Here is a 23,956-nt window from a genome sequence, read left to right as displayed (position 1 = left end):
GTGGCGGCAACGTTGTCGCTGAGTCGGCGGACTGCGTTCCGCCCGTTTCGTAGCGTTACTGACACGCGAACGGAGGTCCCGCCATGCCGCATCACGACGACTCGCTGGACCGTCTGCTGGACGAGGCGGAAGGCGTCTTCGTCGTCATCACTGATGACGGCGTGACGCACCACCTGGATATGGATCAGCGTCTGGTCACCAGGACCGATGAGGTCAGCCCGCGCGTGCGCATCGTCGTCGATTCCGCGCCGGCGTCCATACTCACGGTCGCCACATGCCGACTCGGCGTTCCGATGGTGCTCCTCATCGACCGGAATGCGCCCGGTGTACAGTTCACCCGCCGTACCACCGCGGCCGTCATCAGCATCGAAAGCGCGTTCTCTCCCGCACGTCCAACGACTCGAACGGCCACGTCGTGACATCGCATGCACGCGGCGGCAAGAATAGAGACAAGCCGGCCGATCTCAATGCCGCCGGATTCATGCCGATCAAGGCCGCGCCTTACTGGGATGCACTAGAACCAGTCGTTGTGGCCGCGGTGTCCAAGACAGCGCGACTCGCAGGGCGGGAACCGCAGACTCTGTACCCAGTTGCGACAGCGTTCGTAATGTGGGCATGGCAAACCAAGGGCATCGATCTAAACGTGGATCGGATGTTCCGGCGACGCACGATTGAGGAGTTCGTGCATCGTGGGATGAGCTCGTACACCCGCGGCAGTCGCGCGACATACCGCTCGATGCTGATCGCCATCGTCGATGCGGTCACGCCACCGTCCGAGCAACCGTTCCCCATCCCACGGTCCGACCCAACTCCGCCGTATACGCCGTCAGAGGTCGCTGCGCTGCGTAGCTGGGCAAACAGCCAGGGAAGCAGCACACGACGTCAAGACGCATCCGTCTTGCTCGCTTTGGGCTTCGGGGCGGGGTTGGCCACACGCGAACTGCTCGCACTTCGCGTCAGCGACGTGGACGTGCGGCCCGACAGCGTGCATGTCCTGGTGTGGGACAAACGGCCCCGCCTGGTTCCCATCCTGCCTGTGTGGGAGACGGCGCTGCGGGAAGCGGTGCGCGACGCCGCCCCGAGCGAGTGGCTCTTCCGGCGCGGCCGTACCGGCGTTCGACCCGGACAGGTCACCGACTTCCTGCACCGCGGGCACACGACAGAGTTGGACGTGCGGCCCGCGCGAATGCGCACGACGTGGATGCTCACCCACCTACATTCGGGAACGCCGCCCCGCGAGCTGCTGCGAATTGCCGGGCTGGAAAATCTGGCGGCCCTCGACCGGGTCACTCGGTTCCTTCCTGCGCGGGCGCCGAGTCCGCCTTTGAAAGCGACGCCCGGCAGTCGGACTGAGTAGCGACGGTGCCCGGTGTTCCGGCTAGTACGACACGCCGTACGCGAGCTTTTTGTCCGCGCCGCGTACATGGCCTGCATGACCGCGAAAAACCGACTCATCGACATTCCCACCGAGTTCGTCGAACTCCGCATTTCCTGCCCGCAGATCCCTGACTTCGCCTGGCGCATCATGCTCGGCTACCGGCCGAACGATGCGTCCGCGATGGGCGCGTGGGACGCGGTGCGGTCCTTCACCATCGAGACGGCCGCAGCGATGCTCCCGAGCACGTACGACGCGGCGCGCCGACTGATGACCATGACCGCCCGCTTTCACATGTGGGTGTGGGCGCGCACCGGCACCGTCCTGACCGTCGGGCGCGTCTACACGCAGCTCAACATCGACCGGTTCCTGGCGGCCGCTCACAAGAGCCGCTCCGCGTCTCACCGGTGGGGAGTGTCCCGCCAACTCGTCAAGGTCGGCCGTGAACTCGCCGACGCCGATCTCGTGGCCCTGCCGCTCCCCGGCGGAAACGTGCGCGCTCCGTTCACGACCAAACAGATCGCGACGATGCACAGCTGGGCGAACTCACTCACCACCGTCAAGAAGCGTCAGAACGCACAGGCGCTCCTCGGCCTCGCCGGAGGCGCGGGTCTGACTGCGGCGGAGATCGTCGACGCGCGCGTCACCGACATCGACCGCGATGGCGACCTCGTGTTCGTGAACGTCGTCGGCGCGCAGCCCCGTCGAGTGCCCGTGCGGCATGCGTGGGCGCGTGTGCTGATGCGCAGCATTGACGGCCGCGAACGCACAAGCGAGCCGCTGTTTCGTGGCCCTCGTATCGAAGAGTACCCGCCGCGCATTATCCAGACGTTCCTCACCGACCACCCGGCTCCCGTACGCCCCACCCCGGCCGCCCTGCGAGCGGCCTGGCTCGTGCACCACATCAACAATCACGTACCGCTCCAGGTACTTCGCGACGTCGCGGGCTTCGACCATTACGACTCGCTTGTGCGGTACTACGCGCACGCGAACGTGCTCGACGTTGCGGACTTCACCGCGCAGCTCGTCGGAGCGGAGGTCGCGCGATGATCTCCACGGACGTTGATTACTACCCCGCACTGGGCGATGACGAGTGCGGCATCACAGAACGCGAGATCCTCGGCCGCGGCCGCAACCTTCAGAAGTTCGACGACTCCACCGTCGCGCTGATTGAAGCCCGCGTTCGACAGTCCGGCATCCTCGAGCAGCTCGACCGTTGGGCGGCCGAAGACTCGAACCCGGAGGGTATGGGCGGACGGCCCGCAATGATCTCCATCCGAGCGCTGCTCACCGCGCTTCTGCTTCTCGCCCACGAAGGGGCCCCGCTGCACATCCGACGTGCCGCCTACGTGCTGCAGCACCGCCTCTCCTCGCATTCTCGTGAGCTACTTGACCTTCCCGAGTCGCCGGTGAGTTTCGCTACCCACGTCCCCACGACCAAGCGCTGGTACACGAACACCATCCGTGCGTTTCACAGGATGAAGAGGCTGATGGACCCGTACCCCCAGGAGCTCTACACCGCCAAGACTTACACACAGGTTCAGGAGATCCTCCGGAACCACGACGAACAGCGCGCGGAGAAGTACAAGGCGCGTCTCGACGAGTACACACGACTGTTCATGCGCATGACCTTCATGGCGCAGCCCCGGGCGGTCCGTCGCGCGACGAAGCATCTCGACGTGTCCTTCGATCAGACCTACATCGGCACCCCCACGACCAAGGGTTACAGCCGCAAGAACCTGGGGAGCAAGGTCGCCGCCGAGCGCACGGCCGACTTCGGCGAGCGAAGCCCCGGCCCCGTCGACGCATTTGCCGGATGGCACGTGAAGAGCGGCAAGGGCGAACGCACTGACAACCAGAAAGGCGAGATCGACCAGACCACGCCTGAGCGCGGTAAGTGGGCGGACTACGACTGGGGCTGGGTAGCGAACCTCGCCGTCCGAGTCGACGCGGAGCAGCCGGGCTCCAAGCGGTTCCCGAGTCTCGTCGTCGCTGCATCGCTCAGCATCCCGAACATGGAAGTGGCCGAAGAAGCCGCTCACCTGCTCGAGGCCGCAGCGACCCTGGAGCTCGCCCCCGGCATCGCTGACGCCGACAAGCAGTACTGGGCCAACGCCAAGCCGTTCCGGCTGCTGAAGCCTGCCTTGAAGACCGGCTTCACCCCGTCAACCGACTACCGCTCCGACCGCGTCGGTGTGAAAGGCGGGAAGCACGGCGGACTGTTCGTCGAAGGTGATGTCTACTGCCCGAGCACGCCGAAGCCATTGCTCACCGCGACGAAGGACCTCCTCGACAAGAACATCGATATCGAGACCTACCGCGCGCGCCTGGAGGAGCGGAAGGCGTACCGACTCCACGTGAAGCAGAAGGCCAACGCCGACGGCAAGACCATGCTCCGCTGCCCCGCCCTCGGCCCAAGCCCCACGGTGACCTGCCCGCTGCGCGAGATGATGCTCACCGCCGCGAAGAAGAACCGCCCGGAAGTGGAGCCCGAGACTCTCGAGGAGGAGTTCCTCGACACCATCTGCAAGAAACACTCCGCGTCCTTCGACCTCACCGAGATGCAGGCGCCTCAGCAGGCCTTCGATTACGGAAGCGACGAGGGGGAGGAGTTCCACGACCACGCCCGCAACACCGTCGAGTCGGAGAACCAGCAGCTCAAGGCATCCGGCGACGAAGACATCGCAACCGCCGGACGCCGCCGCGTCCGTGGAATCGCCGCCGCACAGATCATCGTGACGCTCCTGATCGTCAACCACAACCTCCGCAAGATCGCCGCGTTCCTCAGCGATCAAGCGATTGAACGTGCTCGTACGAATCGGCGCGTGCACACCCTGCGCCGCCGCGACCGCGTCTGGGCCAACCGCTACACCAAGACCACGGGCAACGGTGACCTCACCATCCCCCGGGGCAATCGAACATCCGCGTCGTCGACGCCCGCGACCACTCTGGAGCGCGACACGCTCACGATGACGCCAATGCGCACTTGACCCGCGGCTCGCACTGACAACGCCTGCCGGCGGCACGACCGGCACGCTTCCCGCTGAACCCAGGACAATTGAACGCGCCCGAAAACCGGGCGCGTTCGTGTTTTCGCCGCGAGAATCGTCCGAACCCAACTATGTGGACCCGCGTTGGACTCCAAAGACAAGAAAAAGGGAAGGGCACCTGCTCAAGGCAGGTGCCCTTCCCTTTTCTCTAGCTGTTCTGCAATCAGTATTGCCAACAGCCCGCTGGTCGGGCTGACAGGATTTGAACCTGCGACCCCCTGACCCCCAGTCAGGTGCGCTACCAAGCTGCGCCACAGCCCGTTGTCTTGCGCTTTCGCGCAGGCAACTCCCCTATCTTAGCCGCATCAACGGGCCCTTCGCGAACCGGCCCTCTTGCCCGTGTCGCACCCCGGGCGTACCCTGCCGGACATGCCCACCATCACGACTGCACTCGCAAGCCCAGAGGTCTGGGATGACATCCAGCATGCGCTCAGTGGCGGCGGGGACGGCCGAAGCTGCCAGTGCGTCTGGCCGGTGCTGATGAACAAAGAGTGGCAGACCACCGACCTCGATCAGCGCACCGCGCTGTTCCAACAGGAAGTGGCATCCGACCGCCCACCGGGGATCGTCGCCTACGTCGACGGTGAAGCCGCGGGGTGGATCCGTGTCGGTCCCCGCCCCGCGCAGCGACGCCTCGGTCGCACGCGCAACATCGTCGCCACCACCCGCGAACCTCTTGACGATGAGAGCGTCTGGGCGGTGAGCTGCTTCGTCGTGCGCAAAGAGCACCGCGGCCAGGGCCTGAACGCCGCTCTCCTCGCCGCGGCCGTCGACTTCGCGCGCGACCACCGTGCTCGAATGATCGAGGGGTACCCGATCGACACCACCCAGACGAGCGTCCACGTCAACGAGCTTTTCCATGGCGCACTCTCGACGTTCCTCGCAGCTGGTTTCTCTGCCACACCCAGCCCCAAGCCCGACCGCCCCCTCGTGACCCTCGACATCAGCTGACGTCCCGCAATCTACGATGGAGGGATGCAACGCCGCACCCTGCCGAGAACAGCCCTCCCCTGGACGTTCGTTCCCTACATCGTGATGTCGATCGTCCACGTCACAGCTCTCGCAACCGGCAGCGATATCGCCCCTCCGACGAAACTGTGGCTGATGCCGCTGCTCGCGATCCCGGTGCTCTTCTCGCTCCGCGTGCGCCCTGCATTCGCGATCGTCCTGCTGCTCACAGCGATCGTGTTCTCGTGGCTGGGTGACGGCGCCGGTGCGTTCTTCCCGACCGGGCCAGAACTGCCGCTGATGCTGCTGTTCTTCGGTCTGGCCCACATCGCCTACATCGTGCTATTCATTCGTGTGTTGCGAGTGCGTCGTCTGCCGTGGTGGACCCTCGTCTATGCCGCGTGGTGGGTCGCGATGGTGATCGTGCTCGCGCCGCACACCGGCGGTCTGCTCGTCGCTGTCGCAGCCTACGGCCTCGTCCTCGGCGGCACCGCCGTCTTCGCCGCGCGCTGTCACCCGCTCGTCGTCGTCGGCAGCATCTTCTTCCTGATCAGCGATACCGTGCTGGCCTTCCGGCTGTTCCTCGACGGAATGCCCGACTGGACGAGCCCACTGGTCATGATCACCTACACCCTCGGTCAGGGTCTGATCATCATCGGCGCACTCGTCACCCTTCGCGAGCGAGACACCCGATGACACCCGAGCGTCCCGTACCGCACCAGAACGCGCTGATGGATGCCCCGGTGCGAGTCGACAGCTGGCTATGGGCGATCCGCGTCTACAAGACGCGCTCGGCGGCAACGACCGCTTGCCGAGCGGGGCATGTACGGGTCAACGGCGAGAAGGCCAAGGCCGCCCAGACGGTGAAGCCAGGTGATGAGCTGCGCATCCGCATCAGCGGGTTCGACCGCATCCTCACCGTGCGCAAGACGCTCACCAAGCGCGTCGGCGCCCCCGTCGCAGCCCTCGCGTACGAGGATCGCACCCCTCCACGCGAACCGATAGCCGCTCTCGGTCTTCGCGATCGCGGAGCCGGGCGCCCCACCAAGCGCGAGCGCCGCGATATCGACAAGCTGCGCGGACGCGACTGAAGATCAGAGGCGCTCGCGCAGCGCGGGCCACGCGTTCGCGAACCCCGGATGCAACGGACGCTCGGTCACCTCATCGATCGGAACCCACTCCAGGGCAACGCTCTCCGGGTCGCTGATCACTGCTTCGAACGGCGTGATCACATCGGCCACCACCGTCGTATACGACCAGATACCCAGATCGAGAACGGTCGTGAAGCTCACTCGCACTGCACCAGCGGGAATCCCTGCTTCCTCGGTGGCTTCGCGGAGCGCGCCATCGATGGGCTCTTCACCCTCGTGCAGTGCGCCGCCGGGAAGACCCCAGGTGCCGCCGAAGTGGCTCCAGCTCACGCGGTGCTGCAGCAGGATGCCTCGCTCAGAATCCACCGCGAGCAGTCCTGCGGCACCGAAACGGCCCCAGTACCGCTCTCCTGACTCAGCCACGACCCAGGCGTCTCCGGGGTCGCGGGGCCCGTCAGGGCGTCGCGGCTCATCAGGTGCGGGGGGAACAATCGTCACCGCTCCAGCTTTTCACAGCATCCGCGTGAGCGGGCGATCTGCGACGCGCTCTGAAACAATAAGAGAGTGAAGCTTCTCGTTGCCGCCCTCGATTCCGAACTCATCGCCTTCCCTGAAGACCTTCCCGGCTTCACCCGACTGGTGACCGGCCCAGGCAAGCTCAAGGCGACCTATGCGCTGACCCGCGCGCTCGACGCCGCGACCTACGACGAGATCCTCGTCGTAGGCACCGCCGGTGCGCTCGATGAGACCATCGAGTCCGGCGTTCACGAGGTCCACTGGGCGTTCCAGCACGATGTCATCAACGAAGAGGGCGTGCGTGGCGAGCACGTCTCGATGCCGCAGCGCATGAGCCTCGGCGCCGGCGACATCTCCATCGCCACCGGAGACAGCTTCATCGATGACGCCGAGGCTGTGACGATTATCCGCTCACTCGGCGGACGCCTCGTCGACATGGAGTCCTACGCCTATGCGTGGGTCGCCGAGCAGTTCGGCGTTCCGATCCGCATCTGGAAGGCAGTGTCCGACCGGGCCCAGGACGATGCGAACACCACCTGGACCGAGGCCGTCACCGCGTGCAGCCACCAGCTGCGCGAACGCGTGCGCGAGGTCTACGGGGTCTAAACGGCGAGAGCCGATGCCCCATCGCGCAGCCGTGCGGCCGCGAGTTCTTCGGCAGCCTCGAGCGGGGTGATCCCCCGTTCGTCCGCATCGGCGAGGATTCGCCGTACGGTGTCACCGATCTGCGAGACGCGAGCCATGATCTCGTCGCGAGATCCGAGCTGCTTCGCCTCGTGGTCGAGGTAGATCACACCACCGGCGTTCACCACGAAGTCCGGCGCATACAGGATGCCGCGCGCAGCCAGCCGCTCAGCGCCCTCATGCGATGCCAGCGGGTTGTTCGCCGGCCCGCACACGGCAGCGGTGTCGAGCGCATCGATGACATCGTCGGTCAGCAGCCCGCCGATGCCGGCCGGAACGAATACGTCTGCCGGAAGCAGGTGCTCTGTGCCGGGTTCTGCCCATGTCGCGCCGAGCTCGCCGGCGAGATGCTTGCGCTGCGGGTTCACATCGGTGACGGTGAGCACAGCACCCTCGGCAGAGAGTCGGACGGCGAGACGGCCGCCCACCTGTCCGAGTCCGGAGATCGTGATGCGTCGACCGGCGACATCAGCGCTGCCGGTGGTGCGCTCCAGCACCGCGCGCAGAGACTCGTACACTCCGAGGCTTGTGGGACCCGCAGGCTCCCCTGAGCCGCCGGCCGCATCCGGAAGGCCTACGACGTGCGCGGTGCGCTCACCGACGACCGCCATGTCATCCATGGTCGATCCGACGTCTTCTGCCGTGCGGTACAGACCGCCGAATGACTCCACGACATCACCGAGGTCGAGGAAAGCATCACGACGGCGCTCCGCGTCGAGCTCGGTGCCTGGTTCGAGGCCGATGACCGACTTTCCGCCACCAGCATCCAGACCAGCGGTCGCATTCTTGAGCGTCATCGCCGCGGAAAGCCGCAGGGCGTCGCCGAGTGCGTCACTCCAGTGCGGATAGGTCCACAGACGCGCACCGCCCAGCGCGGAGCCGAGCACAGAGGAGTGCAGCGCGACAGCGATGAAGAGCCCGCTGCGCGTGCCTGTGGTCACCTCCACCCGCTCGTGGGAGAACTCGGGAAGGGGCAGGGTGTGCGACATTGCATCCTCTTTCGGCAGGCCTTGTGGGCAGCGATGGTGGATGCCGCAGGGTCGCAGCATCCACCATCCATTGCACCACTGAACCTGGCGCGCGGCAACTAGCGCTGGCGCTTCTCCCGCACACGCATGTTGATCACGATCGGCGTGCCGTCGAATTCGTACAGCTCGCGCAGGCGGCGCTGGATGAACCGGCGGTAGCCGGGGTCGAGGAACCCGGTCGTGAACAGCACGAACGTCGGCGGACGCGTCGAGGCCTGCGTGCCGAACAGGATGCGCGGCTGCTTGCCACCGCGCAGCGGGTGCGGGTGCTCGGCGACGAGTTCGGTGAGGAACGCGTTGAACTTACCGGTGGGGATACGACGATCCCAGTTCTCCAGCGCCGTCTCGAGCGCCGGTACGAGCTTGTCGAAGTGGCGCCCGGTCTTCGCCGAGATGTTCACCCGCGGCGCCCACGTGACGTGAGCGAGGTCCTGTTCGATCTCACGCTCGAGATAGCGACGACGATCCGCGTTCTCCAGGTCGATGTCGTTCAGGCGATCCCACTTGTTGAACGCGAGCACGAGTGCGCGTCCTGATTCGAGCACGAGATCGATGATGCGGACATCCTGCTCGCTGATCGTCTCGGAGACATCGAGGACGACGACGGCGACTTCGGCCTTCTCGAGCGCTGCCGAGGTGCGGAGGGACGCGTAGAAATCCGCACCCTGCTGCAGGTGCACACGACGGCGGATGCCGGCGGTGTCGACCAGGCGCCAGAGCTTGCCGCCGAGCTCGACGACCTCGTCCACCGGGTCGCGCGTGGTGCCGGCGAGGTCGTTGACGACAACGCGATCCTCGCCTGCGGCCTTGTTCAGCAGCGACGACTTTCCGACGTTCGGTCGGCCGAGGATCGCGACGCGACGGGGTCCGCCGATCTCGTACTTCGCAACGGCCGAGATTGAGGGAAGCTTCTCGAGCACTGCATCGAGCAGGTCGGCGACGCCGCGCCCGTGCACGGCCGAGGTCGGGTATGGCTCACCCAGTCCGAGGTTCCACAGGGCCGCAGCCTCGGGCTCCTGGCGGGTGTCGTCGACCTTGTTCGCGACGAGGAAGACCGGCTTACCGCTCTTGCGCAGCAGCCTCACCACGTGCTCATCGGTCGACGTCGCGCCGACCATCGCATCGACGACGAAGAGCACGACGTCGCACAGTTCGATCGCGACCTCTGCCTGAGCTGCGACCGAGCGGTCGATGCCCTTGGCGTCGGGCTCCCACCCGCCGGTGTCGACCAGCGAGAAGCGGCGATCGTTCCACTCAGCCTTGTAGGTGACGCGGTCGCGGGTGACACCCGGGGTGTCTTCCACGACGGCCTCACGACGACCGAGGATGCGGTTCACGAGTGCGGACTTGCCGACGTTCGGGCGTCCGACGATCGCGACCACGGGCAACGCAGGCAGGAACTCGATCCCACCCTCGCCCTGGGTGAGACCTGCGAGCAGCGCCGCGTCATCCTCATCGAGGTCGTAGTCGGCGAGACCCGCGCGCAGTGCCTCCGCGCGCTGTTCGACGAGCTGCTCGTCGAGCTCGCTCAGCTTCTCGGCGAGGTGGTCAGCGCCACCCTCATATTCTTCTTCAGCGGCCATGTTCCGCTCCTTGCTTTCGGTCGATCACCGAGAGTACGGCGTCGATGGTCTGGGAAAAATCGAGTGCAGTCGAATCGACGACTTCAACGCCTTCTGCGGCATTGAGGAAGTCCACCACTGCACTGTCCGAAGCATCGCGCTTGTGCAGCGCCTCTGCCACGGCTGCCGCGTTCTCTCCGGCGAGCTCGCCGGCACGGCGGGCCGCACGCACCTGAGGTGCGGCGGTGAGGAGGATTCGCACCGGAGCGTCAGGTGCGACGACGGTGGTGATGTCGCGTCCTTCGACGACGACAGCAGGAAGCGGAGAATTCGCCACCAATGAACGGAAGAAGGTGTTGACTTGCTCGCGCACGGCAGGCACACGCGCCACACCGCTGACCGCGCTCGAGACGCGCGGCTCCCGGATGGCGGCGGTGATGTCGGTGTCTCCCACGGCGACCGTGCGGTCGTCGGGGTCGAGCCCGAGGCGCAGATCGAAATCGGATGCCGCGGCAATGACAGCCTCGGCATCATCAGTATCCGCCTGGTTCTCGAGCATCAGCCATGCCAGAGCGCGGTAAGCGGCACCGGTGTCGAGAAGTCCGTACCCGCGCTGACGCGCGATGGCTTTGGAGACACTGGACTTCCCCGAGCCTGCCGGCCCGTCGATAGCGATGAAATCACTCATTGGTCGCTCCTGCAATCCGCCATCCGCGCTCCTGCAGCCCTTCCACCGCACCGAGCAGCGCAGCGGGCGCCACACTGATCTCTGCGAGGCCGAACTGCGCGCCCGGCGAATGCTCCAGGCGCAGGTCTTCCACGTTCACACCGAGTTCGCCGAGTTCGCCGAACAGGCGTCCCAGTTGACCTGGGGTGTCGTCGACCATGACGACGAGTTGCTCGAACCGGCTGTTCTGGCCGTGCTTTCCCGGCAGACGCTCCACGCCGTCGTTGCCCTGGCGGATCGCCTCGGCCACGACGCGGCGCGCACCAGGCGCAGTCGGTTCGCGCAGAGCATCCGACACGGTCTTCAGGTCAGCGGCGAGCGCATCGAGCACGTCGACGACGGGCTGCGCATTCGCACCGAGGATCTGCACCCACAGCTCAGGTGCGGAGGCGGCGATTCGCGTGGTGTCGCGAACCCCCTGACCGGCGAGCCGGAGGGCGTCTTCATCAGCGCTCGCAAGGCGGGATGCGAGAAGACTGGCCACGACCTGCGGCACGTGAGAGGTGAGTGCGACCGAGCGGTCGTGCTCCTCAGGGGTCATCTCCAACGGCATCGCCCCGACGTCGAGCGCGAGGTCTTCGACCAGGGCGAGATCAGCGGCACGAGTCTCTTCGTCACGGCAGACGACCCACGGACGTCCGATGAAGAGGTCTGCACGTGCGGAAATCGCTCCCCCGCGCTCACGCCCGGCGAGCGGATGCGAGCCGATATAGCGGGTGGTGTCCACGCCGCGAGCGGTGAGCTCTCGGAACGGCTCGAGCTTCACACTCGCGACGTCCGTCACGACGGCATCCGGGAATCGGGTGAGTTCCGCTTCGACAACGTCGGCGGTGACATCCGGCGGCACGCAGACCACGATCAACGCCGGAGCATCGTCATCGCGCGCAGCGCGGCCCGCGCCGTAGTCGATCGCCAGACGCAGCTGCGCCGGTGAAGCATCCGAGAGAACGACATCGATGCCCTTCGCGCTCAGCGCGTGGCCGATACTCGCGCCGAGCAGACCCGCTCCGACGATTCTGACCGTCCCCGAAAGACGCGGCGCGTTGCCGTTGCCATGCGTCTTGGCGGTATCGCTCACTCGTTCTCCTGGGCGTCTCCCGGCGTAGCGTCCGCAGGGGCATCATGGCGCGCGAGAGTCAGAAGCGCACCACGTTCGATTTTACTCAGTTCGCGGGACTTCCCCGCAGGGAGCGTTCCCAGGTGGAGCGGACCGAACTGACGACGCACGAGTTCGGTGACCGGATGCTCCACAGCGGCGAGCATCCGACGCACGATCCGGTTGCGTCCGGAGTGCAGAGTCAGTTCGACCAGGCTCGCGCCCTTCGACGAATCCAACAGGCGCGCCTTGTCTGCCTTGATGAATCCGTCTTCGAGGTCGAAGCCCTTGGTGAGCTTGGCGATCGTCTGCGCCGTGACCTGACCGGTGACCTTCGCGATGTACACCTTGGTGACCCCGAACGAGGGGTGTGCGAGCACGTGTGCGAGCTCGCCGTCGTTCGTGAGGATGAGCAGACCGCTGGTCTCGGCATCCAAGCGGCCGACGTTGTAGAGACGCTCCTCGTAGTCGCCGGTGAAGCGGCGCAGGTCAGGACGACCGTTCTCGTCCTTCATCGTGCTCACGACGCCGGTGGGCTTGTTGAGCATCACGTAGCGCTTGGAGACATCCAGCTGGATCGCTGTGCCGTCCACGTCGACGAGGTCGTTCTCGGGGTCGATACGACGGCCGAGTTCTTCGACGACGACGCCGTTGACTCGGATGCGCCCCTCGACGATGTACTGCTCCACCACTCGGCGGGATGCGACGCCCGCAGCGGCGAGCACCTTCTGCAGGCGGACGCCCTCTGGTGGCGTCGACCCGTCGACAGGCTCAGGGATCGGAGTATTCATCTGATGGTTCCTTCGTCGAATCCGTCGGCACCGTCGTCGAGCAGCGGAGAGATCGGAGGCAGCTCGTCGAGCGAGTTGATACCGAGGTTCTGCAGCAGGGCGTCTGTCGTGCCGTAGTTGATGGCGCCGGTTTCTGAATCGGCGAACAGTTCTGTGATGAGGCCGCGGGCAAGCAGCGTACGGACGACCGAGTCCACGTTCACCGCGCGGATGGATGCCACCTGACTGCGCGTGACCGGCTGCTTGTAGGCGATCACGGCCAGGGTCTCGAGGGCTGCCTGTGAGAGCCGCGCGGGTGCTTGTCCGCCCACGAACTCGGCGACGAGAGCATCGTGCTCCTCGCGCACGTAGAGCCGCCAGCCCCCACCGACCTCGCGCAGTTCGAAACCGCGCCGTGGCCCATCGCCGTTGCCGTCGTACTCGTCGACCAGTCGCTCGAGGCTCTGTCTGACGGCCGGCACGGGCGCACTGACGGCTGCGGCGAGCGCGACGAGACCCAGCGGCTCGTCGATGATCAGCAGGATGGCTTCGATCCGCTCGGTGAGCGGTGTCTCGACTACGGTCGCTGAGTCCATCGAAGTGTCATCGGTCATAATCAGCCCCCAGGCTCGCAAGCGTCTCATCCGACCAGGAGTCGGTGGCCCAGCGCAGCGTCAGCTCGCCGAGCGGTTCCAGTTGTTCGAAGGACAGCGCCGCGTGTCGGTACAGCTCGAGGACCGAGATGAAGCGTGCGACGACGATCCCTGGCTCCGTTGCGCCCGCGACCAGCTCGCGGAAGGTCAGTGACTCGGAGCTGCGTAGGAGCGTCACGACGATCGCCGCCTGCTCCCTGATGCTGACCAGCGGTGCGTGCAGATGATCGAGGCCGACATGGGGAAGTTCTTTGGGAGCGAAGGCGAGCAGCGCGATGGCGGCGAAATCGTCCAGGCTGAGCGTCCACACCAGCTCCGGCGTCTGGCGCCGGTACTTCTCGTCGAGTCGCACCGCACGAGTGTGTCGGCGATCCTCACGAACCAGGCACCGCGCGAACCAGGTGGAGACCTCTTTGAATGCCCGGTACTGCAGCAGACGGGCGAACAGCAGGTCGCGTGCTTCGAGCAGCGCGACGGACTCGGCGTCGACGAGCTCGCCCTGAGGGAGGAGACCTGCGACCTTCATGTCCAACAGGGTCGCCGCTACGACAAGGAACTCGGACGCCTGATCGAGCTCTTCATCGTGCTCGAGCTCTTTCAGATACGCGATGAACTCGTTCGTCACCGCGCTCAGCGAAACTTCGGTGATATCCATCTCGTGCTTCGAGATGAGGTTCAGCAGCAGGTCGAAGGGACCATCGAAGTTCGTCAGCGAGACACGAAACCCTTCGACAGGCTCAGGGACCGCTTCGACAGGGTCAGTCTCAGGCGACGGCGCCACGGGCGACCAGCTCCCGGGCCAGTCGCAGGTACGCCTGGGCGGCGGCATGCTCCGGCGCGAACTCGGTGATGGGAACACCCGACACCGATGCGTCGGGGAACTTCACGGTGCGGCCGATCACGGTCTCGAGCACGTCATCGCCGAAGGCCTCGACCACGCGCTCGAGCACCTCACGCGAGTGCAGCGTGCGGGCGTCGTACATCGTCGCGAGCAGACCGTCGAGCTTGATGTCGGGGTTCAGGCGATCGCGCACCTTCTCGATCGTCTCGATGAGCAGCGCCACGCCGCGCAGGGCGAAGAACTCGCACTCCAGCGGCACCAACACACCGTGGCTGGCGGTGAGCGCGTTGACGGTGAGCAGTCCGAGCGAGGGCTGGCAGTCGATGAGGATGACGTCGTACTCCCCCGCGACCTGACGCAGCACCCTGGCGAGGATCGTTTCGCGAGCGACCTCGTTGACCAGGTGCACTTCGGCAGCCGAGAGGTCGATGTTGGCGGGAAGGACGTCTAGGCCTTCAACGCCGGAGTGCACGATGACCTCGTGCACGTCGCGCTTGGTGTCCAGCAGCAGGTCGTAGATCGTGGGTACATCGTGCGTCGGGATGCCGAGGCCGGCAGAGAGTGCCCCCTGCGGGTCGAAGTCGACGGCGAGCACCTTGCGCCCGTACTCGGCGAGGGCGGCCGCGAGGTTGATCGTTGTCGTCGTCTTGCCGACGCCGCCCTTCTGGTTGCACAGCGCGATGATGCGCGCCGGCCCGTGGGACTCGAGCGGTGCGGGGGTTGCGAAGCCCTGGTAGGGGCGGCCGGTGGGGCCCATGGGAGTGTCGTCGACCTTGGACTTCTTGCCCTTGGTCTTCGCCGCGTTCTGAACCACCGAGTCTCCTGCTTCCCTCATGCTTGCTCGATTCTAGCTATTCGCCCGCGATTCCGCGTCTTCCCGTCTCGGCGATCCCCGATAGTCTCAGCGCGCTCGGGGATGAGAGGTCGCGTAGATATCTCGCAGAGTGTCTACCGAGACGTGCGTGTAGATCTGCGTCGTCGCCACGGAGGCATGACCGAGCAGCTCCTGCACCACACGCACATCGGCCCCGCCCTGCAGCAGATGTGTGGCGAACGAGTGCCGCAGAGTATGCGGAGAGACCTCGGCGGTGATCTGCGCCCGCTCGGCGGCAGAGCGAATCACCAGCCACGCGCTCTGTCTCGACAGCGGCGCCCCGCGCGCCCCGAGGAACAGCTTGGCCGACGCTCTGCCCTTCGCCGCGAGGGCGGGCCTCACCCGCGTGAGGTAGGCATCCACAGCATCCCTCGCGAAAGAGCCGATCGGCACGATCCGCTCCTTCGACCCTTTTCCGTACAGCCGCAGAACATCCCCGTGCGCGAGGTCGTCGACGTCGAGTCCGATGGCCTCGGAGACGCGCGCACCCGTCGCGTACAGCAGTTCGAGCAGGGCCCGGTCCCTGATGCCCAGAGGCTCCTCCGCAGAGGGCGCACCAAGCAGCCGCTCGACCTGATCGATCGTGAGCGCTTTCGGCAGTCGCTGCGGCGTCTTGGGCGGCCGCAACCGGCCGGTCGGATCCTCGACTTCGATCCCCTCGCGCACGAGGAATCGGTGCAGGCCACGCACCGATGACTGCAGTCGCGCCAGGCTCGTCGCCGCCGGTATCGGCACCGCAGCCGAGCGGTCAGCGATGAACCGGCCGATGATCGACCCGCTCACCGCTGCGGTGTCGTCCATCCCGGCATCGGTCAGCCAGGCCTGGTAGACGGCGAGATCGCGGCGGTACGCACCGACGGTGTGCTCCGAGAGACCGCGCTCGACCGTGATGTGGCGCAGATACGCGTCGATCGCACGGTCTACCCGCATGACTACTGCCGCAGGGTCCGCTCGGCCGCCAGGACGCCGATAGTCAGGATGCCGTTGCGGAGCCGCCCGTCCAGGACAGCGTCGACGGCGTCGGAGAGCGGCACCCACTCCATGCGGATGTCGGCCTCTTCGCCCTCACGGTCGAAGGCCTCTGGCGCCGCCTCGATGCCGGTCGCGAGATAGATGCGGATGAGCTCGCTGTTGCCGCCTGGAGTGGTCCAGCTCGACGTCAGCAGCCGCCAGTCGCGCGCGACAATGTCCGTCTCCTCTGCGAGCTCGCGCTGTGCCGCGACCAGCGGGTCTTCTCCTTCGATATCGAGAAGACCTGCGGGCAGCTCCCAATCACGGTGGCGAATCGGATGCCGGTACTGCTGAATCAGCAACACTCGCCCCGCATCGTCGAGAGCGAGCACCGCCACGGCACCGGTGTGCGCGACGTACTCGCGAATGATCTCGCCATCACCGTACGCAACGCGGTCGGAGCGGACGTCCCACACCCAGCCCTTGTAGACCAGGTCGCTCTGCAGAACCTGCGGCTCGAAGGGCTCGTCGCGGAGCTCTGCGGCCTCAGTCATCTTCTTCGACGTCGAACAGCTCGCTGGAGCGGTGTCGTTCGATCGCTGCGCCGATGAGACCGCGGAACAGCGGGTGCGGATCGGTCGGCCGCGAGCGCAGTTCGGGGTGCGCCTGGGTCGCGATGTAGTACGGGTGAACGTCGCGCGGCAGCTCGACGAACTCGACGAGGTCGAGCTCGGGGTTGAGTCCCGAGAACACCAGACCAGCTTCCGCAAGACGTGCACGGTAGGCGTTGTTGACCTCGTACCGGTGACGGTGTCGTTCGGAGATCTCCGTGCTGCCGTAGACCTCTGCGGCGAGCGAGCCTTCAACGAGAGCTGCCTTGTAGAGACCGAGGCGCATGGTGCCGCCGAGGTCGCCGCCCTCGAGAATGTCGACCTGCTCTGCCATCGTCGCGATGACCGGCTCGGACGTCTCCGGGTCGAACTCGCTGGAGGAAGCCTCCGCGATGCCCGCCATGTTGCGGCCGTACTCGATGACCATGCACTGCAGGCCAAGGCAGAGACCGAGCGTGGGAATGCCCTGTTCTCGGGCGAACTTCAGCGCACCAAGCTTTCCTTCGATGCCGCGGATGCCGAAGCCGCCGGGAACACAGATTCCATCGAGATCCCTGAGAGCCTTGGCCGCGCCCTCAGGCGTTTCGCACGAGTCAGAGGGAATCCAGCGGATGCTGACGTGCGCCTCGTGCGCGAATCCACCGGCGCGGAGCGCCTCTGTCACCGACAGGTACGCGTCCGGCAGGTCGATGTACTTGCCGACCAGGCCGATCGTGACCTCGTGCTTGGGATTGTGGACAGCCTGCAGCACCTTCTGCCAGCGGGACCAGTCGACCTCGGACGCGGCCTTCACATCGAGACCAAGCCTGCGGACGATGTAGGAGTCGAGCCCCTGATCGTTCAGCGTCGAGGGGATGTCGTAGATGCTCGGCAGGTCGACGGTGTTGATGACGCCTTCTGCGTCGACGTCGCACATCAGAGCGATCTTGCTGCGGTTGGACTCGCTCACCGGACGATCGCTGCGCAGCACGAGTGCATCAGGCTGAATGCCGACCTGGCGGAGGGCTGCGACCGAGTGCTGGGTGGGCTTGGTCTTCTGCTCACCCGAGGCGCCCATGAACGGCACGAGCGAAACGTGCACGAAGAACACGCTGTCGCGTCCGAGCTCATGACGCAGCTGGCGGGCAGCTTCGAGGAACGGCTGCGATTCGATGTCGCCGACCGTGCCGCCGACCTCGGTGATGATGACGTCGGGACGCGGCTCTTCAGTGGCCTGCAAGCGCATGCGGCGCTTGATCTCGTCGGTGATGTGCGGGATGACCTGCACGGTGTCGCCGAGGTACTCTCCGCGGCGCTCCTTCGCGATCACCTGGGAGTAGATCTGACCGGTGGTGACGTTAGCGGCCTGCGACAGGTTGATGTCGAGGAAGCGCTCGTAATGTCCGATGTCGAGATCGGTCTCTGCACCGTCGTCGGTGACGAAGACCTCACCGTGCTGGAACGGGTTCATCGTGCCCGGATCCACGTTCAGATAGGGATCGAGCTTCTGCATGACCACACGCAGTCCGCGCGCTGTGAGCAGGTTGCCGAGGCTTGCTGCCGTCAGGCCTTTGCCCAATGAAGAAACGACACCACCTGTCACGAAGATGTGTTTGGTCGTGTCGTTTTCGGGCCCCGCAGCAGAAGAGTTCATCACGGGCTTCAATCCTAACAGTTAGCCGGGGCCGCGAGACTGAGAAGTTCTCGGGCGTGGGTGAGAGCAGCATCCGAATCGGCGAGTCCCGACAGCAGACGCGCCATCTCGGCCTCGCGTTCGGTCCCCTCCAGACGCCGCACGTTCGACGCGGTGACCGCGCCGTCATTGGACTTCACAACGGAAAGATGGTTCGACGCGAACGCTGCGACCTGGGCCAAGTGGGTCACTGCGATCACCTGCGATGACTCTGCGAGTCGGGCGAGTCGCCGCCCGACTTCGATCGCAGCGGCACCACCGATGCCGGCATCGACCTCGTCGAATACGAACGTAGGAACCGGATCCGTGCCGGCGATCACGACCTCGATCGCGAGCATCACTCGCGAGAGTTCACCACCTGACGCGCTCTTTGCGACTGATCGTGGTTCAGCACCAGGATGAGGGGCGAGAAGGATCGCGACATCGTCACGACCGTGCGTGCTCTCTGCACCCTCGCGCACAGCAACCTCGAGCCGGGCATCGGGCATCGCCAGCGCGTGGAGCTCTTCTGTGACCTCTGCGCCCAGTCGGACCGCGGCTTCGGTCCGCGCGGCGGTGAGAGCGGCAGCTGCCACGTCAAGATCGGCACGCGCGGCATCGCGCTCAGCCTGCAGCCGTTCGAGTCGATCACCATCGTCGTCGAGTTCAGCAAGACGGGTGGATCCCGTGCGCCAGACTTCGCGTGCCTCGTCAAGGGACCCATGCGCGCGCGCGAGCACCGTCAGCGCAGCACGACGCTCTTCGACCGCGGCGAGTTCGAGTGGTCCGGTCTCATCGAGGTCGGCGAGGTACGCTGACAGCTGCAGGGCGAGATCGGCGAGGCGGTAGCCGACATCAGCTACGCCCTCCGCGATGCTCGAGAGTACCGAATCTGTCGCACGCTCAAGCTCGCGCTTCGCTTCGGCGACAAGTGCCGAAGCATCCGTCTCGCCCTCTTCGCTCGAGATCGCATTGCGAGCAGTGGATGCCGCAAGGCGCAGCTCTTCTGCATTCGCGAGCCGCTCGGCGCGCTCGGCGAGAACGATGTCCTCACCCTCCTCCGGGTCCGTCGCCTCAATCAGCGCGAGTGCTTCGCGCAGGCGAGCAGCTTCCTCGGCCCGGCGGTCTCGGTTCTCCGAGAGATCAGTGATCTCAGCATCCAGTTCACGCCATCGCGCGAACGACGCCGCGTAGCGCTCGTGCGCCGTCGCGATCGGCGCGCCGCCGAAGCGATCCAGTGCTTCGCGCTGAGCAGCCGACGAGCGCAATCGCAGTTGCTCGGATTGACCATGCACCACCACGAGCTCATCGGCCAGCGCGGAGAGCACCCCGGCTGGGGCCGCGCGACCTCCGACGCTTGCGCGGCTGCGACCCTCGGCGCTGAGGCTGCGCGAGACATAGAGCTCGCCCTGCGCCTTCTCGCCATCTGCCGTGTCGAGAGCCTCGAGCTCTCCCCCGGCGTCGGCGACGATATCGGCGACGCTGCCTTCAGCGGGGACGATCCAGACTCCCGCGACCGACGCCTGCTTCGCGCCGGCGCGCACCGCACCGGAATCAGCACGTTGACCGAGGAGCAATCCCAGCCCGGTGACGACCATGGTCTTTCCCGCGCCGGTCTCACCAGTGATCGCGGTGAAACCTGGGCCGAGCGGGAGCACTGCGTCGTCGATGACGCCGAGCCCCTGCATCCGCATCTCTTCGATCACGTTGCCGCTCCACGCCAGCCAGCCACAGGCAACTGGAGCTTGCGCACGAGGCGATCAGTGAATGCGGTCGGGTGAAGTCGCGCGAGACGCACCGGGCGCGATGAGCGCCGCACGACGACGCGAGCACCCGGTGGAAGCTCATGCGAGCGACGCCCGTCGCACCAGAGGATGCCGGTGCCACTCGTCCGCTCGAGCACCTCGATCGCGACCGAGGCATCTGGGCTGACGACAATGGGTCGTGCGAACAGCGCATGAGCCGAGAGCGGAACCACGGCGATGGCCTCGACAGTGGGCCAGATGACCGGGCCTCCCGCCGAGAAGTTGTAGGCGGTCGAACCGGTCGGGGTGGAGATGACCATTCCATCGCAGCCGTAACTCGACAGCGGGCGGCCGTCGATCTCGACGACGACCTCGATCATGCGCTCTCGACTCGCCTTCTCGACGGTCGCCTCGTTCAGTGCCCAGGTCTCGAAGACGACGTCGCCGAGGGCATCCTTGACGCGCACGGCGAGAGCGAGGCGCTCCTCAACGACGTAATCGCGTGCGATGACGCGCTCGACAGCATCGACCATGGCGTCGCGCTCGATCTCAGCGAGGAATCCGACGTGCCCCATATTGATGCCGAGCACAGGAGCGCTGTGGGTGCCGCGGACGAGCTCGGCGGCACGCAGGATCGTCCCGTCTCCGCCCAGCACGATCGCGAGTTCGAGATCGTCGACGCCGACTTCTTGGCCCAGCGCATCGACAGTGGAGAATTCTTCGTCGACGGCAGAGAGTTCAGTTCGGTCTTCTACCGCGAGGACTGGCCTCGCACCGGCAGCGCGAAGCAGTTCGATGACGCGGCGGGCTGCAGCGACGGTGTCGTCTCGGCCCGCGTGAGCAACGACCAGGATGTTGCGCTCGTTCATCGTCCTCCTGCCAGCTCGTTGATGCGTCCTGTCCATTGTGACGGATCACTCCCCCGTCCGGGGCTCAGGTGAACGAGGAACTCCGCATTCCCGTGTGTTCCGAGAATGGGTGATGCGGCGATCCCCCGCATCCCCAGTCCCGCATCCCACGCGTTCCATGCGACGCGGGAGACCGCGTCCGCGCGGGTCGCTGGGTCGGTCACCAGGCCGCCTCTGACGGCGGTGCGTCCTACTTCGAACTGCGGCTTCACCAGCAGCACGATGTCGGCATCGGATGCTGCGACAGCGGCTACCGCCGGAAGGATCAGCTCGAGTGAGATGAACGACAGGTCGCCGACGATGAGCTCCGGCACGGCCGACTCCGCGGTGGCCTCACTGAGGTTCTGCGGCGTCATGTACCGGACGTTGAATCCTTCGACGCTCACGACCCCTGGGTCATCCGCGACAGAGGGTGCGAGCTGCCCGTGCCCGACATCGACTGCCAGCACCTTTCGAGCCCCGCGCTCGCGGAGCACCTGCGTGAATCCGCCGGTGGATGCTCCCATGTCGAGCGCGAGTCGCCCGGTCACCGGAACCGCGAAGACGTCGAGTGCGGCAACAAGCTTGTGAGCGCCCCGGCTGACGTAGTGATCGGTCTCGGCGACGGTGATCTCAGCGTCGTCAGAGACCGCCGTCGAGGCCTTCACGATCGGGCGGCCATCGACGCTCACGAGGCCGGCCGCGATCAGAGTGCTTGCCTGGGTACGCGAACGCGCCAGCCCGCGCAGTGCAAGGGCGGCGTCGAGACGAGTCACCGGTCCCCTGACGGAGACTTCATGGAGTCGAGCCGCGCGCCGCTCTCCAAGCGGCGGAACAGCTCATCGTGGACCGTGGCGTAGGCGTCGGCGCGCGCGGCTAAGGGCTGTCCCTCGATCAGACGCAGACGGCTCCACAGTCCGTCAGTCGGCTGCGTATCAGTGTCGTCGCTCACAGTTCCACTTTACGTCGAGGTGCCGACATGCTCGGGAGGGCGCACGCAGAAGAGCGCTCAGGGACGGTGGAACGGGTCCTCGAAGAGCTTCTCCGGAACGTTCAGCACGAAGACCGGTGTTCCGGACTCCCAGATCGCCGTTGCACCCGCACGGACGAGGTCGATCTGGCGCGTTCCCTCAGCGAGGATCTCCACGTCGCCGCCGACGACACGAACGGATGCGCCGTTGACCGTGACCGCGCCGTTCTTGCGCTGAGCTACTGGGTACGGTTCATGCAGTTCACGCAGGTCGCTGAGCACGTAGGTGGGCCGGGAGCCTTCCGGCGCCGCAAGCACGTGCTTCGGCCGGTCGATACCCGTGAGCACCAGCGCAGAGTCGATACCGACTCGTGCGGCGCCGAGAATGTCGGTGTCGAGACGGTCACCGATGAACAGCGATCGTTTCGCGCCGAAGCGAGCGATCGCCTCCTCGAAGATCGGCATCTCGGGTTTGCCCGCAACGGTCGCCAAGCGGCCGATCGCCGTGTGGACGGCAGACACCAAAGTGCCGTTGCCCGGGGCGACTCCCCGCTCGCGCGGGATCGTCCAGTCGGTGTTGGTGGCGATCCAGGGGATGCCGCCCTCGTCCTCCGGCAGCTTCAGCGCGAAGGCCGCCTCGGCAAGGTCGGTCCAGGCGATGTCGGGCGAGAAGCCCTGCACCACGGCATCCGGGGCGTCATCCGCGCTGCGCGTGACGCGATAGCCGGCCTTCTCCGCCTCGACGACCAGGCCATCGCCACCCACGATGAGGAGTGTGGCGGGCGCGGGAACAATCGATGCCAGCAAGCGCATCGCCGCCTGTGGGCTCGTGACGACCTCATGGGGTGCGACCGAGAGACCAAGCTCAGTCAGGTGGGACGCGACGGATGCGTCGGTGCGCGACGCGTTGTTGGTGATGTACCCGATCCGGCGGGTCTGCGCGGCGCGGTTGAGGCTCTCCACCGCATGCGGCAGAGCGCCGGGACCCGCGTAGACGACGCCGTCAAGGTCAGCGAGGACGACATCGACGCCGTCCAGAGGAGTCGCCCGTGCTTTGGAGAAGAGTCCCACTCAGTCGTCCTGTTCTTCGACCAGACCATCTTCGACGACGATCTCGTCCTCGTCGTCATCGCCCATTCCAAGCGCGTCGGCTGCGACTTCAGCGCGCTCTGCCCAGTACGCCGCCTCGTCTTCGCGTCCGAGGTCCTCGAGGACAGCAGCGTGTGCGCCGAACAGCGCCGGGCTCCACTCAAAGGCGCGATTCGGGTCGAGCTCAGGGATCTGCAGCTCGCCGAGTGCGAGCTCAAGCTCGCCGAGATCAAGACGCGCACCCGACATCGCGATCGCAAGCGCAACCCGGACCGGAGCGGAAAGCGCAGCACGATCCACGGCACGACCCGTTTCAAGCGCGCGGTCAGGCCGGCCTACCCCGCGCTCGCTGTCGACCATGAGCGCGATCTGGTCGTCTTTGCCCGAGATACGGCGGTAGGTGCGAAGTTCACGAAGCGCGAGAGCGAAGTCGCCCGTTGCGTACGCGGTGATGCCAAGTGTTTCGCGCACGAGCGCGATGCGGCCTGCGCGACGGGATGCCGCCAGCGCATGCTCATGCGCAAGAGCCGGATCCTCATCAATGAGGCGCGAGGCCATTGCAAGGTGACGCGCAACCTCTTCGGCGTTCTCCTTGCTCAAAGTCTTCAGCTCGTTGCGCGCAGGACCTGCAAGGTCTCTGCCGGTGACGTCTTCAGGAATCGCCGGGTCGTTGTAGCGCGGACGGTCATCGGCCTGCCGATCAGGCCGTTCGCGACCTGCGCCGCCGCGCTGGGGGAACCCGCGCCCGCCAGTCGAGTTCCGAGTGTCGGTGCGGCGGTCGCCATCGCGCTTCTGGTAACCACCTTCACGACGGTCACCATCGCGACGCGGAGCCGC

General features: G+C 66.0%; 24 protein-coding genes, 1 tRNA gene and 2 pseudogenes. 8 read left to right on the top strand and 19 right to left on the bottom strand.

The genetic code is table 11. The features are described 5' to 3' along the window. The first annotated feature begins 83 nt into the window (after positions 1–83). The 4 genes from ACTU6U_RS14760 (at position 84) to ACTU6U_RS14745 (ending at position 4,365) form a co-directional block, all read left to right on the top strand. Complete coding sequence (locus ACTU6U_RS14760) at positions 84–419, top strand: hypothetical protein (RefSeq protein ID WP_443469871.1); 336 nt, start codon at positions 84–86, stop codon at positions 417–419. Continuing rightward, positions 416–1,357 carry a site-specific integrase gene (locus ACTU6U_RS14755; RefSeq protein WP_443469870.1) on the top strand — a complete coding sequence of 314 codons (942 nt, stop codon included), beginning with the start codon at positions 416–418 and terminating at the stop codon, positions 1,355–1,357. Before ACTU6U_RS14760 ends, ACTU6U_RS14755 begins: the two co-directional genes overlap by 4 nt. Positions 1,358–1,432: 75 nt before the next feature. Then, positions 1,433–2,425, top strand: a complete 993-nt coding sequence (locus ACTU6U_RS14750) for a tyrosine-type recombinase/integrase (protein WP_443469869.1) — start codon at positions 1,433–1,435, stop codon at positions 2,423–2,425. Then, positions 2,422–4,365 (top strand): hypothetical protein, encoded by a 1,944-nt coding sequence (locus tag ACTU6U_RS14745; protein ID WP_443469868.1) that lies wholly within the window; start codon positions 2,422–2,424, stop codon positions 4,363–4,365. Before ACTU6U_RS14750 ends, ACTU6U_RS14745 begins: the two co-directional genes overlap by 4 nt. Before the next feature lie 244 nt (positions 4,366–4,609). Here ACTU6U_RS14745 and ACTU6U_RS14740 read toward each other — a convergent pair. After that, a tRNA-Pro gene (locus ACTU6U_RS14740) sits at positions 4,610–4,686 on the bottom strand. A gap of 108 nt (positions 4,687–4,794) precedes the next feature. Here ACTU6U_RS14740 and ACTU6U_RS14735 point away from each other — a divergent pair. The 3 genes from ACTU6U_RS14735 to ACTU6U_RS14725 are packed head-to-tail and all read left to right on the top strand — an operon-like array spanning position 4,795 to position 6,464. Further along, on the top strand, positions 4,795–5,376 hold the full coding sequence (locus tag ACTU6U_RS14735; RefSeq protein ID WP_443469867.1) for a GNAT family N-acetyltransferase: 582 nt from the start codon (positions 4,795–4,797) through the stop codon (positions 5,374–5,376). A 24-nt stretch (positions 5,377–5,400) separates the two neighbouring features. Continuing rightward, positions 5,401–6,069 (top strand): lysoplasmalogenase, encoded by a 669-nt coding sequence (locus tag ACTU6U_RS14730; RefSeq protein WP_443469866.1) that lies wholly within the window; start codon positions 5,401–5,403, stop codon positions 6,067–6,069. Between the two features lie 35 nt (positions 6,070–6,104). Then, positions 6,105–6,464, top strand: coding sequence for an Hsp15 family ribosome-associated heat shock protein (locus ACTU6U_RS14725; RefSeq protein WP_417512574.1), 360 nt, complete (start codon positions 6,105–6,107; stop codon positions 6,462–6,464). 6 nt (positions 6,465–6,470) lie between these two features. Here ACTU6U_RS14725 and ACTU6U_RS14720 read toward each other — a convergent pair. Next, positions 6,471–6,962: pseudogene (locus ACTU6U_RS14720) on the bottom strand (NUDIX domain-containing protein); the annotation flags it as partial. Between the two features lie 66 nt (positions 6,963–7,028). Here ACTU6U_RS14720 and ACTU6U_RS14715 point away from each other — a divergent pair. Continuing rightward, entirely contained in the window at positions 7,029–7,586 is a 558-nt protein-coding gene (locus tag ACTU6U_RS14715) for a phosphorylase family protein (RefSeq protein ID WP_443469865.1), read from the top strand. Here ACTU6U_RS14715 and ACTU6U_RS14710 read toward each other — a convergent pair. The 17 genes and pseudogenes from ACTU6U_RS14710 to ACTU6U_RS14630 form a co-directional block, all read right to left on the bottom strand. After that, positions 7,583–8,653 carry a Glu/Leu/Phe/Val dehydrogenase family protein gene (locus tag ACTU6U_RS14710; RefSeq protein ID WP_443469864.1) on the bottom strand — a complete coding sequence of 357 codons (1,071 nt, stop codon included), beginning with the start codon at positions 8,651–8,653 and terminating at the stop codon, positions 7,583–7,585. The two genes, ACTU6U_RS14715 and ACTU6U_RS14710, sit on opposite strands and share 4 nt — an antisense overlap. Positions 8,654–8,751: 98 nt before the next feature. Next, the gene (gene der / locus ACTU6U_RS14705; RefSeq protein WP_443469863.1) at positions 8,752–10,275 is read right to left on the bottom strand and encodes a ribosome biogenesis GTPase Der; all 1,524 of its coding nucleotides are present in this window, start codon (positions 10,273–10,275) and stop codon (positions 8,752–8,754) included. Then, positions 10,265–10,942, bottom strand: a complete 678-nt coding sequence (gene cmk, locus ACTU6U_RS14700; RefSeq protein WP_443469862.1) for a (d)CMP kinase — start codon at positions 10,940–10,942, stop codon at positions 10,265–10,267. The genes der and cmk overlap by 11 nt, the downstream gene beginning before the upstream one ends. Beyond that, a complete protein-coding gene (locus ACTU6U_RS14695) occupies positions 10,935–12,059 on the bottom strand; it encodes a prephenate dehydrogenase (RefSeq protein WP_443469861.1) in 1,125 nt (374 codons plus the stop codon). Before ACTU6U_RS14695 ends, cmk begins: the two co-directional genes overlap by 8 nt. Further along, positions 12,056–12,868, bottom strand: coding sequence for a pseudouridine synthase (locus ACTU6U_RS14690; protein WP_443469860.1), 813 nt, complete (start codon positions 12,866–12,868; stop codon positions 12,056–12,058). The genes ACTU6U_RS14695 and ACTU6U_RS14690 overlap by 4 nt, the downstream gene beginning before the upstream one ends. Beyond that, entirely contained in the window at positions 12,865–13,461 is a 597-nt protein-coding gene (gene scpB / locus ACTU6U_RS14685; protein ID WP_443469859.1) for an SMC-Scp complex subunit ScpB, read from the bottom strand. The genes ACTU6U_RS14690 and scpB overlap by 4 nt, the downstream gene beginning before the upstream one ends. Continuing rightward, the gene (locus tag ACTU6U_RS14680; RefSeq protein WP_443469858.1) at positions 13,451–14,281 is read right to left on the bottom strand and encodes a segregation and condensation protein A; all 831 of its coding nucleotides are present in this window, start codon (positions 14,279–14,281) and stop codon (positions 13,451–13,453) included. The genes scpB and ACTU6U_RS14680 overlap by 11 nt, the downstream gene beginning before the upstream one ends. Continuing rightward, a complete protein-coding gene (locus ACTU6U_RS14675; RefSeq protein ID WP_443469888.1) occupies positions 14,265–15,098 on the bottom strand; it encodes a ParA family protein in 834 nt (277 codons plus the stop codon). The genes ACTU6U_RS14680 and ACTU6U_RS14675 overlap by 17 nt, the downstream gene beginning before the upstream one ends. Positions 15,099–15,242: 144 nt before the next feature. After that, positions 15,243–16,145 carry a site-specific tyrosine recombinase XerD gene (gene xerD / locus ACTU6U_RS14670; protein ID WP_443469857.1) on the bottom strand — a complete coding sequence of 301 codons (903 nt, stop codon included), beginning with the start codon at positions 16,143–16,145 and terminating at the stop codon, positions 15,243–15,245. A 2-nt stretch (positions 16,146–16,147) separates the two neighbouring features. Next, positions 16,148–16,720, bottom strand: coding sequence for an NUDIX domain-containing protein (locus tag ACTU6U_RS14665; protein WP_443469856.1), 573 nt, complete (start codon positions 16,718–16,720; stop codon positions 16,148–16,150). Continuing rightward, complete coding sequence (pyrG, locus tag ACTU6U_RS14660; protein WP_443469887.1) at positions 16,713–18,410, bottom strand: CTP synthase; 1,698 nt, start codon at positions 18,408–18,410, stop codon at positions 16,713–16,715. The genes ACTU6U_RS14665 and pyrG overlap by 8 nt, the downstream gene beginning before the upstream one ends. A 14-nt stretch (positions 18,411–18,424) precedes the next feature. Then, positions 18,425–20,134, bottom strand: a complete 1,710-nt coding sequence (gene recN / locus ACTU6U_RS14655) for a DNA repair protein RecN (RefSeq protein ID WP_443469855.1) — start codon at positions 20,132–20,134, stop codon at positions 18,425–18,427. After that, a complete protein-coding gene (locus ACTU6U_RS14650; protein WP_443469854.1) occupies positions 20,131–21,042 on the bottom strand; it encodes an NAD kinase in 912 nt (303 codons plus the stop codon). The genes recN and ACTU6U_RS14650 overlap by 4 nt, the downstream gene beginning before the upstream one ends. Further along, entirely contained in the window at positions 21,039–21,836 is a 798-nt protein-coding gene (locus ACTU6U_RS14645) for a TlyA family RNA methyltransferase (protein ID WP_443469853.1), read from the bottom strand. Before ACTU6U_RS14645 ends, ACTU6U_RS14650 begins: the two co-directional genes overlap by 4 nt. Continuing rightward, positions 21,833–22,012: a hypothetical protein gene (locus ACTU6U_RS14640; RefSeq protein WP_443469852.1), complete on the bottom strand. Its 180-nt coding sequence runs from the start codon at positions 22,010–22,012 to the stop codon at positions 21,833–21,835. The genes ACTU6U_RS14645 and ACTU6U_RS14640 overlap by 4 nt, the downstream gene beginning before the upstream one ends. Before the next feature lie 57 nt (positions 22,013–22,069). After that, entirely contained in the window at positions 22,070–23,101 is a 1,032-nt protein-coding gene (locus ACTU6U_RS14635; RefSeq protein ID WP_443469851.1) for an HAD-IIA family hydrolase, read from the bottom strand. Beyond that, positions 23,102–23,956, bottom strand: a pseudogene (locus ACTU6U_RS14630) (primosomal protein); the annotation flags it as partial.

Source organism: Microbacterium zouquanmingi (assembly GCF_052266695.1).
In the GTDB taxonomy this organism is placed as follows: Bacteria; Actinomycetota; Actinomycetes; order Actinomycetales; family Microbacteriaceae; genus Microbacterium.
Note: the sequence above shows the minus strand (reverse complement) of the source record. Positions and strands in the feature narration are given on the sequence as shown.

Bases quoted from the DNA above. Each gene is read 5' to 3' on its own strand.
- ACTU6U_RS14760 (WP_443469871.1), top strand. From the start codon at position 84: ATGCCGCATCACGACGACTCGCTGGACCGTCTGCTGGACGAGGCGGAA.
- ACTU6U_RS14750 (WP_443469869.1), top strand. From the start codon at position 1,433: ATGACCGCGAAAAACCGACTCATCGACATTCCCACCGAGTTCGTCGAA.
- ACTU6U_RS14745 (WP_443469868.1), top strand. From the start codon at position 2,422: ATGATCTCCACGGACGTTGATTACTACCCCGCACTGGGCGATGACGAG.
- ACTU6U_RS14735 (WP_443469867.1), top strand. From the start codon at position 4,795: ATGCCCACCATCACGACTGCACTCGCAAGCCCAGAGGTCTGGGATGAC.
- ACTU6U_RS14730 (WP_443469866.1), top strand. From the start codon at position 5,401: ATGCAACGCCGCACCCTGCCGAGAACAGCCCTCCCCTGGACGTTCGTT.
- ACTU6U_RS14725 (WP_417512574.1), top strand. From the start codon at position 6,105: ATGGATGCCCCGGTGCGAGTCGACAGCTGGCTATGGGCGATCCGCGTC.
- ACTU6U_RS14710 (WP_443469864.1), bottom strand. From the start codon at position 8,653: ATGTCGCACACCCTGCCCCTTCCCGAGTTCTCCCACGAGCGGGTGGAG.
- der (WP_443469863.1), bottom strand. From the start codon at position 10,275: ATGGCCGCTGAAGAAGAATATGAGGGTGGCGCTGACCACCTCGCCGAG.
- cmk (WP_443469862.1), bottom strand. From the start codon at position 10,942: ATGAGTGATTTCATCGCTATCGACGGGCCGGCAGGCTCGGGGAAGTCC.
- ACTU6U_RS14690 (WP_443469860.1), bottom strand. From the start codon at position 12,868: ATGAATACTCCGATCCCTGAGCCTGTCGACGGGTCGACGCCACCAGAG.
- scpB (WP_443469859.1), bottom strand. From the start codon at position 13,461: ATGACCGATGACACTTCGATGGACTCAGCGACCGTAGTCGAGACACCG.
- ACTU6U_RS14675 (WP_443469888.1), bottom strand. From the start codon at position 15,098: ATGGGCCCCACCGGCCGCCCCTACCAGGGCTTCGCAACCCCCGCACCG.
- xerD (WP_443469857.1), bottom strand. From the start codon at position 16,145: ATGCGGGTAGACCGTGCGATCGACGCGTATCTGCGCCACATCACGGTC.
- ACTU6U_RS14665 (WP_443469856.1), bottom strand. From the start codon at position 16,720: ATGACTGAGGCCGCAGAGCTCCGCGACGAGCCCTTCGAGCCGCAGGTT.
- pyrG (WP_443469887.1), bottom strand. From the start codon at position 18,410: ATGAACTCTTCTGCTGCGGGGCCCGAAAACGACACGACCAAACACATC.
- ACTU6U_RS14650 (WP_443469854.1), bottom strand. From the start codon at position 21,042: ATGAACGAGCGCAACATCCTGGTCGTTGCTCACGCGGGCCGAGACGAC.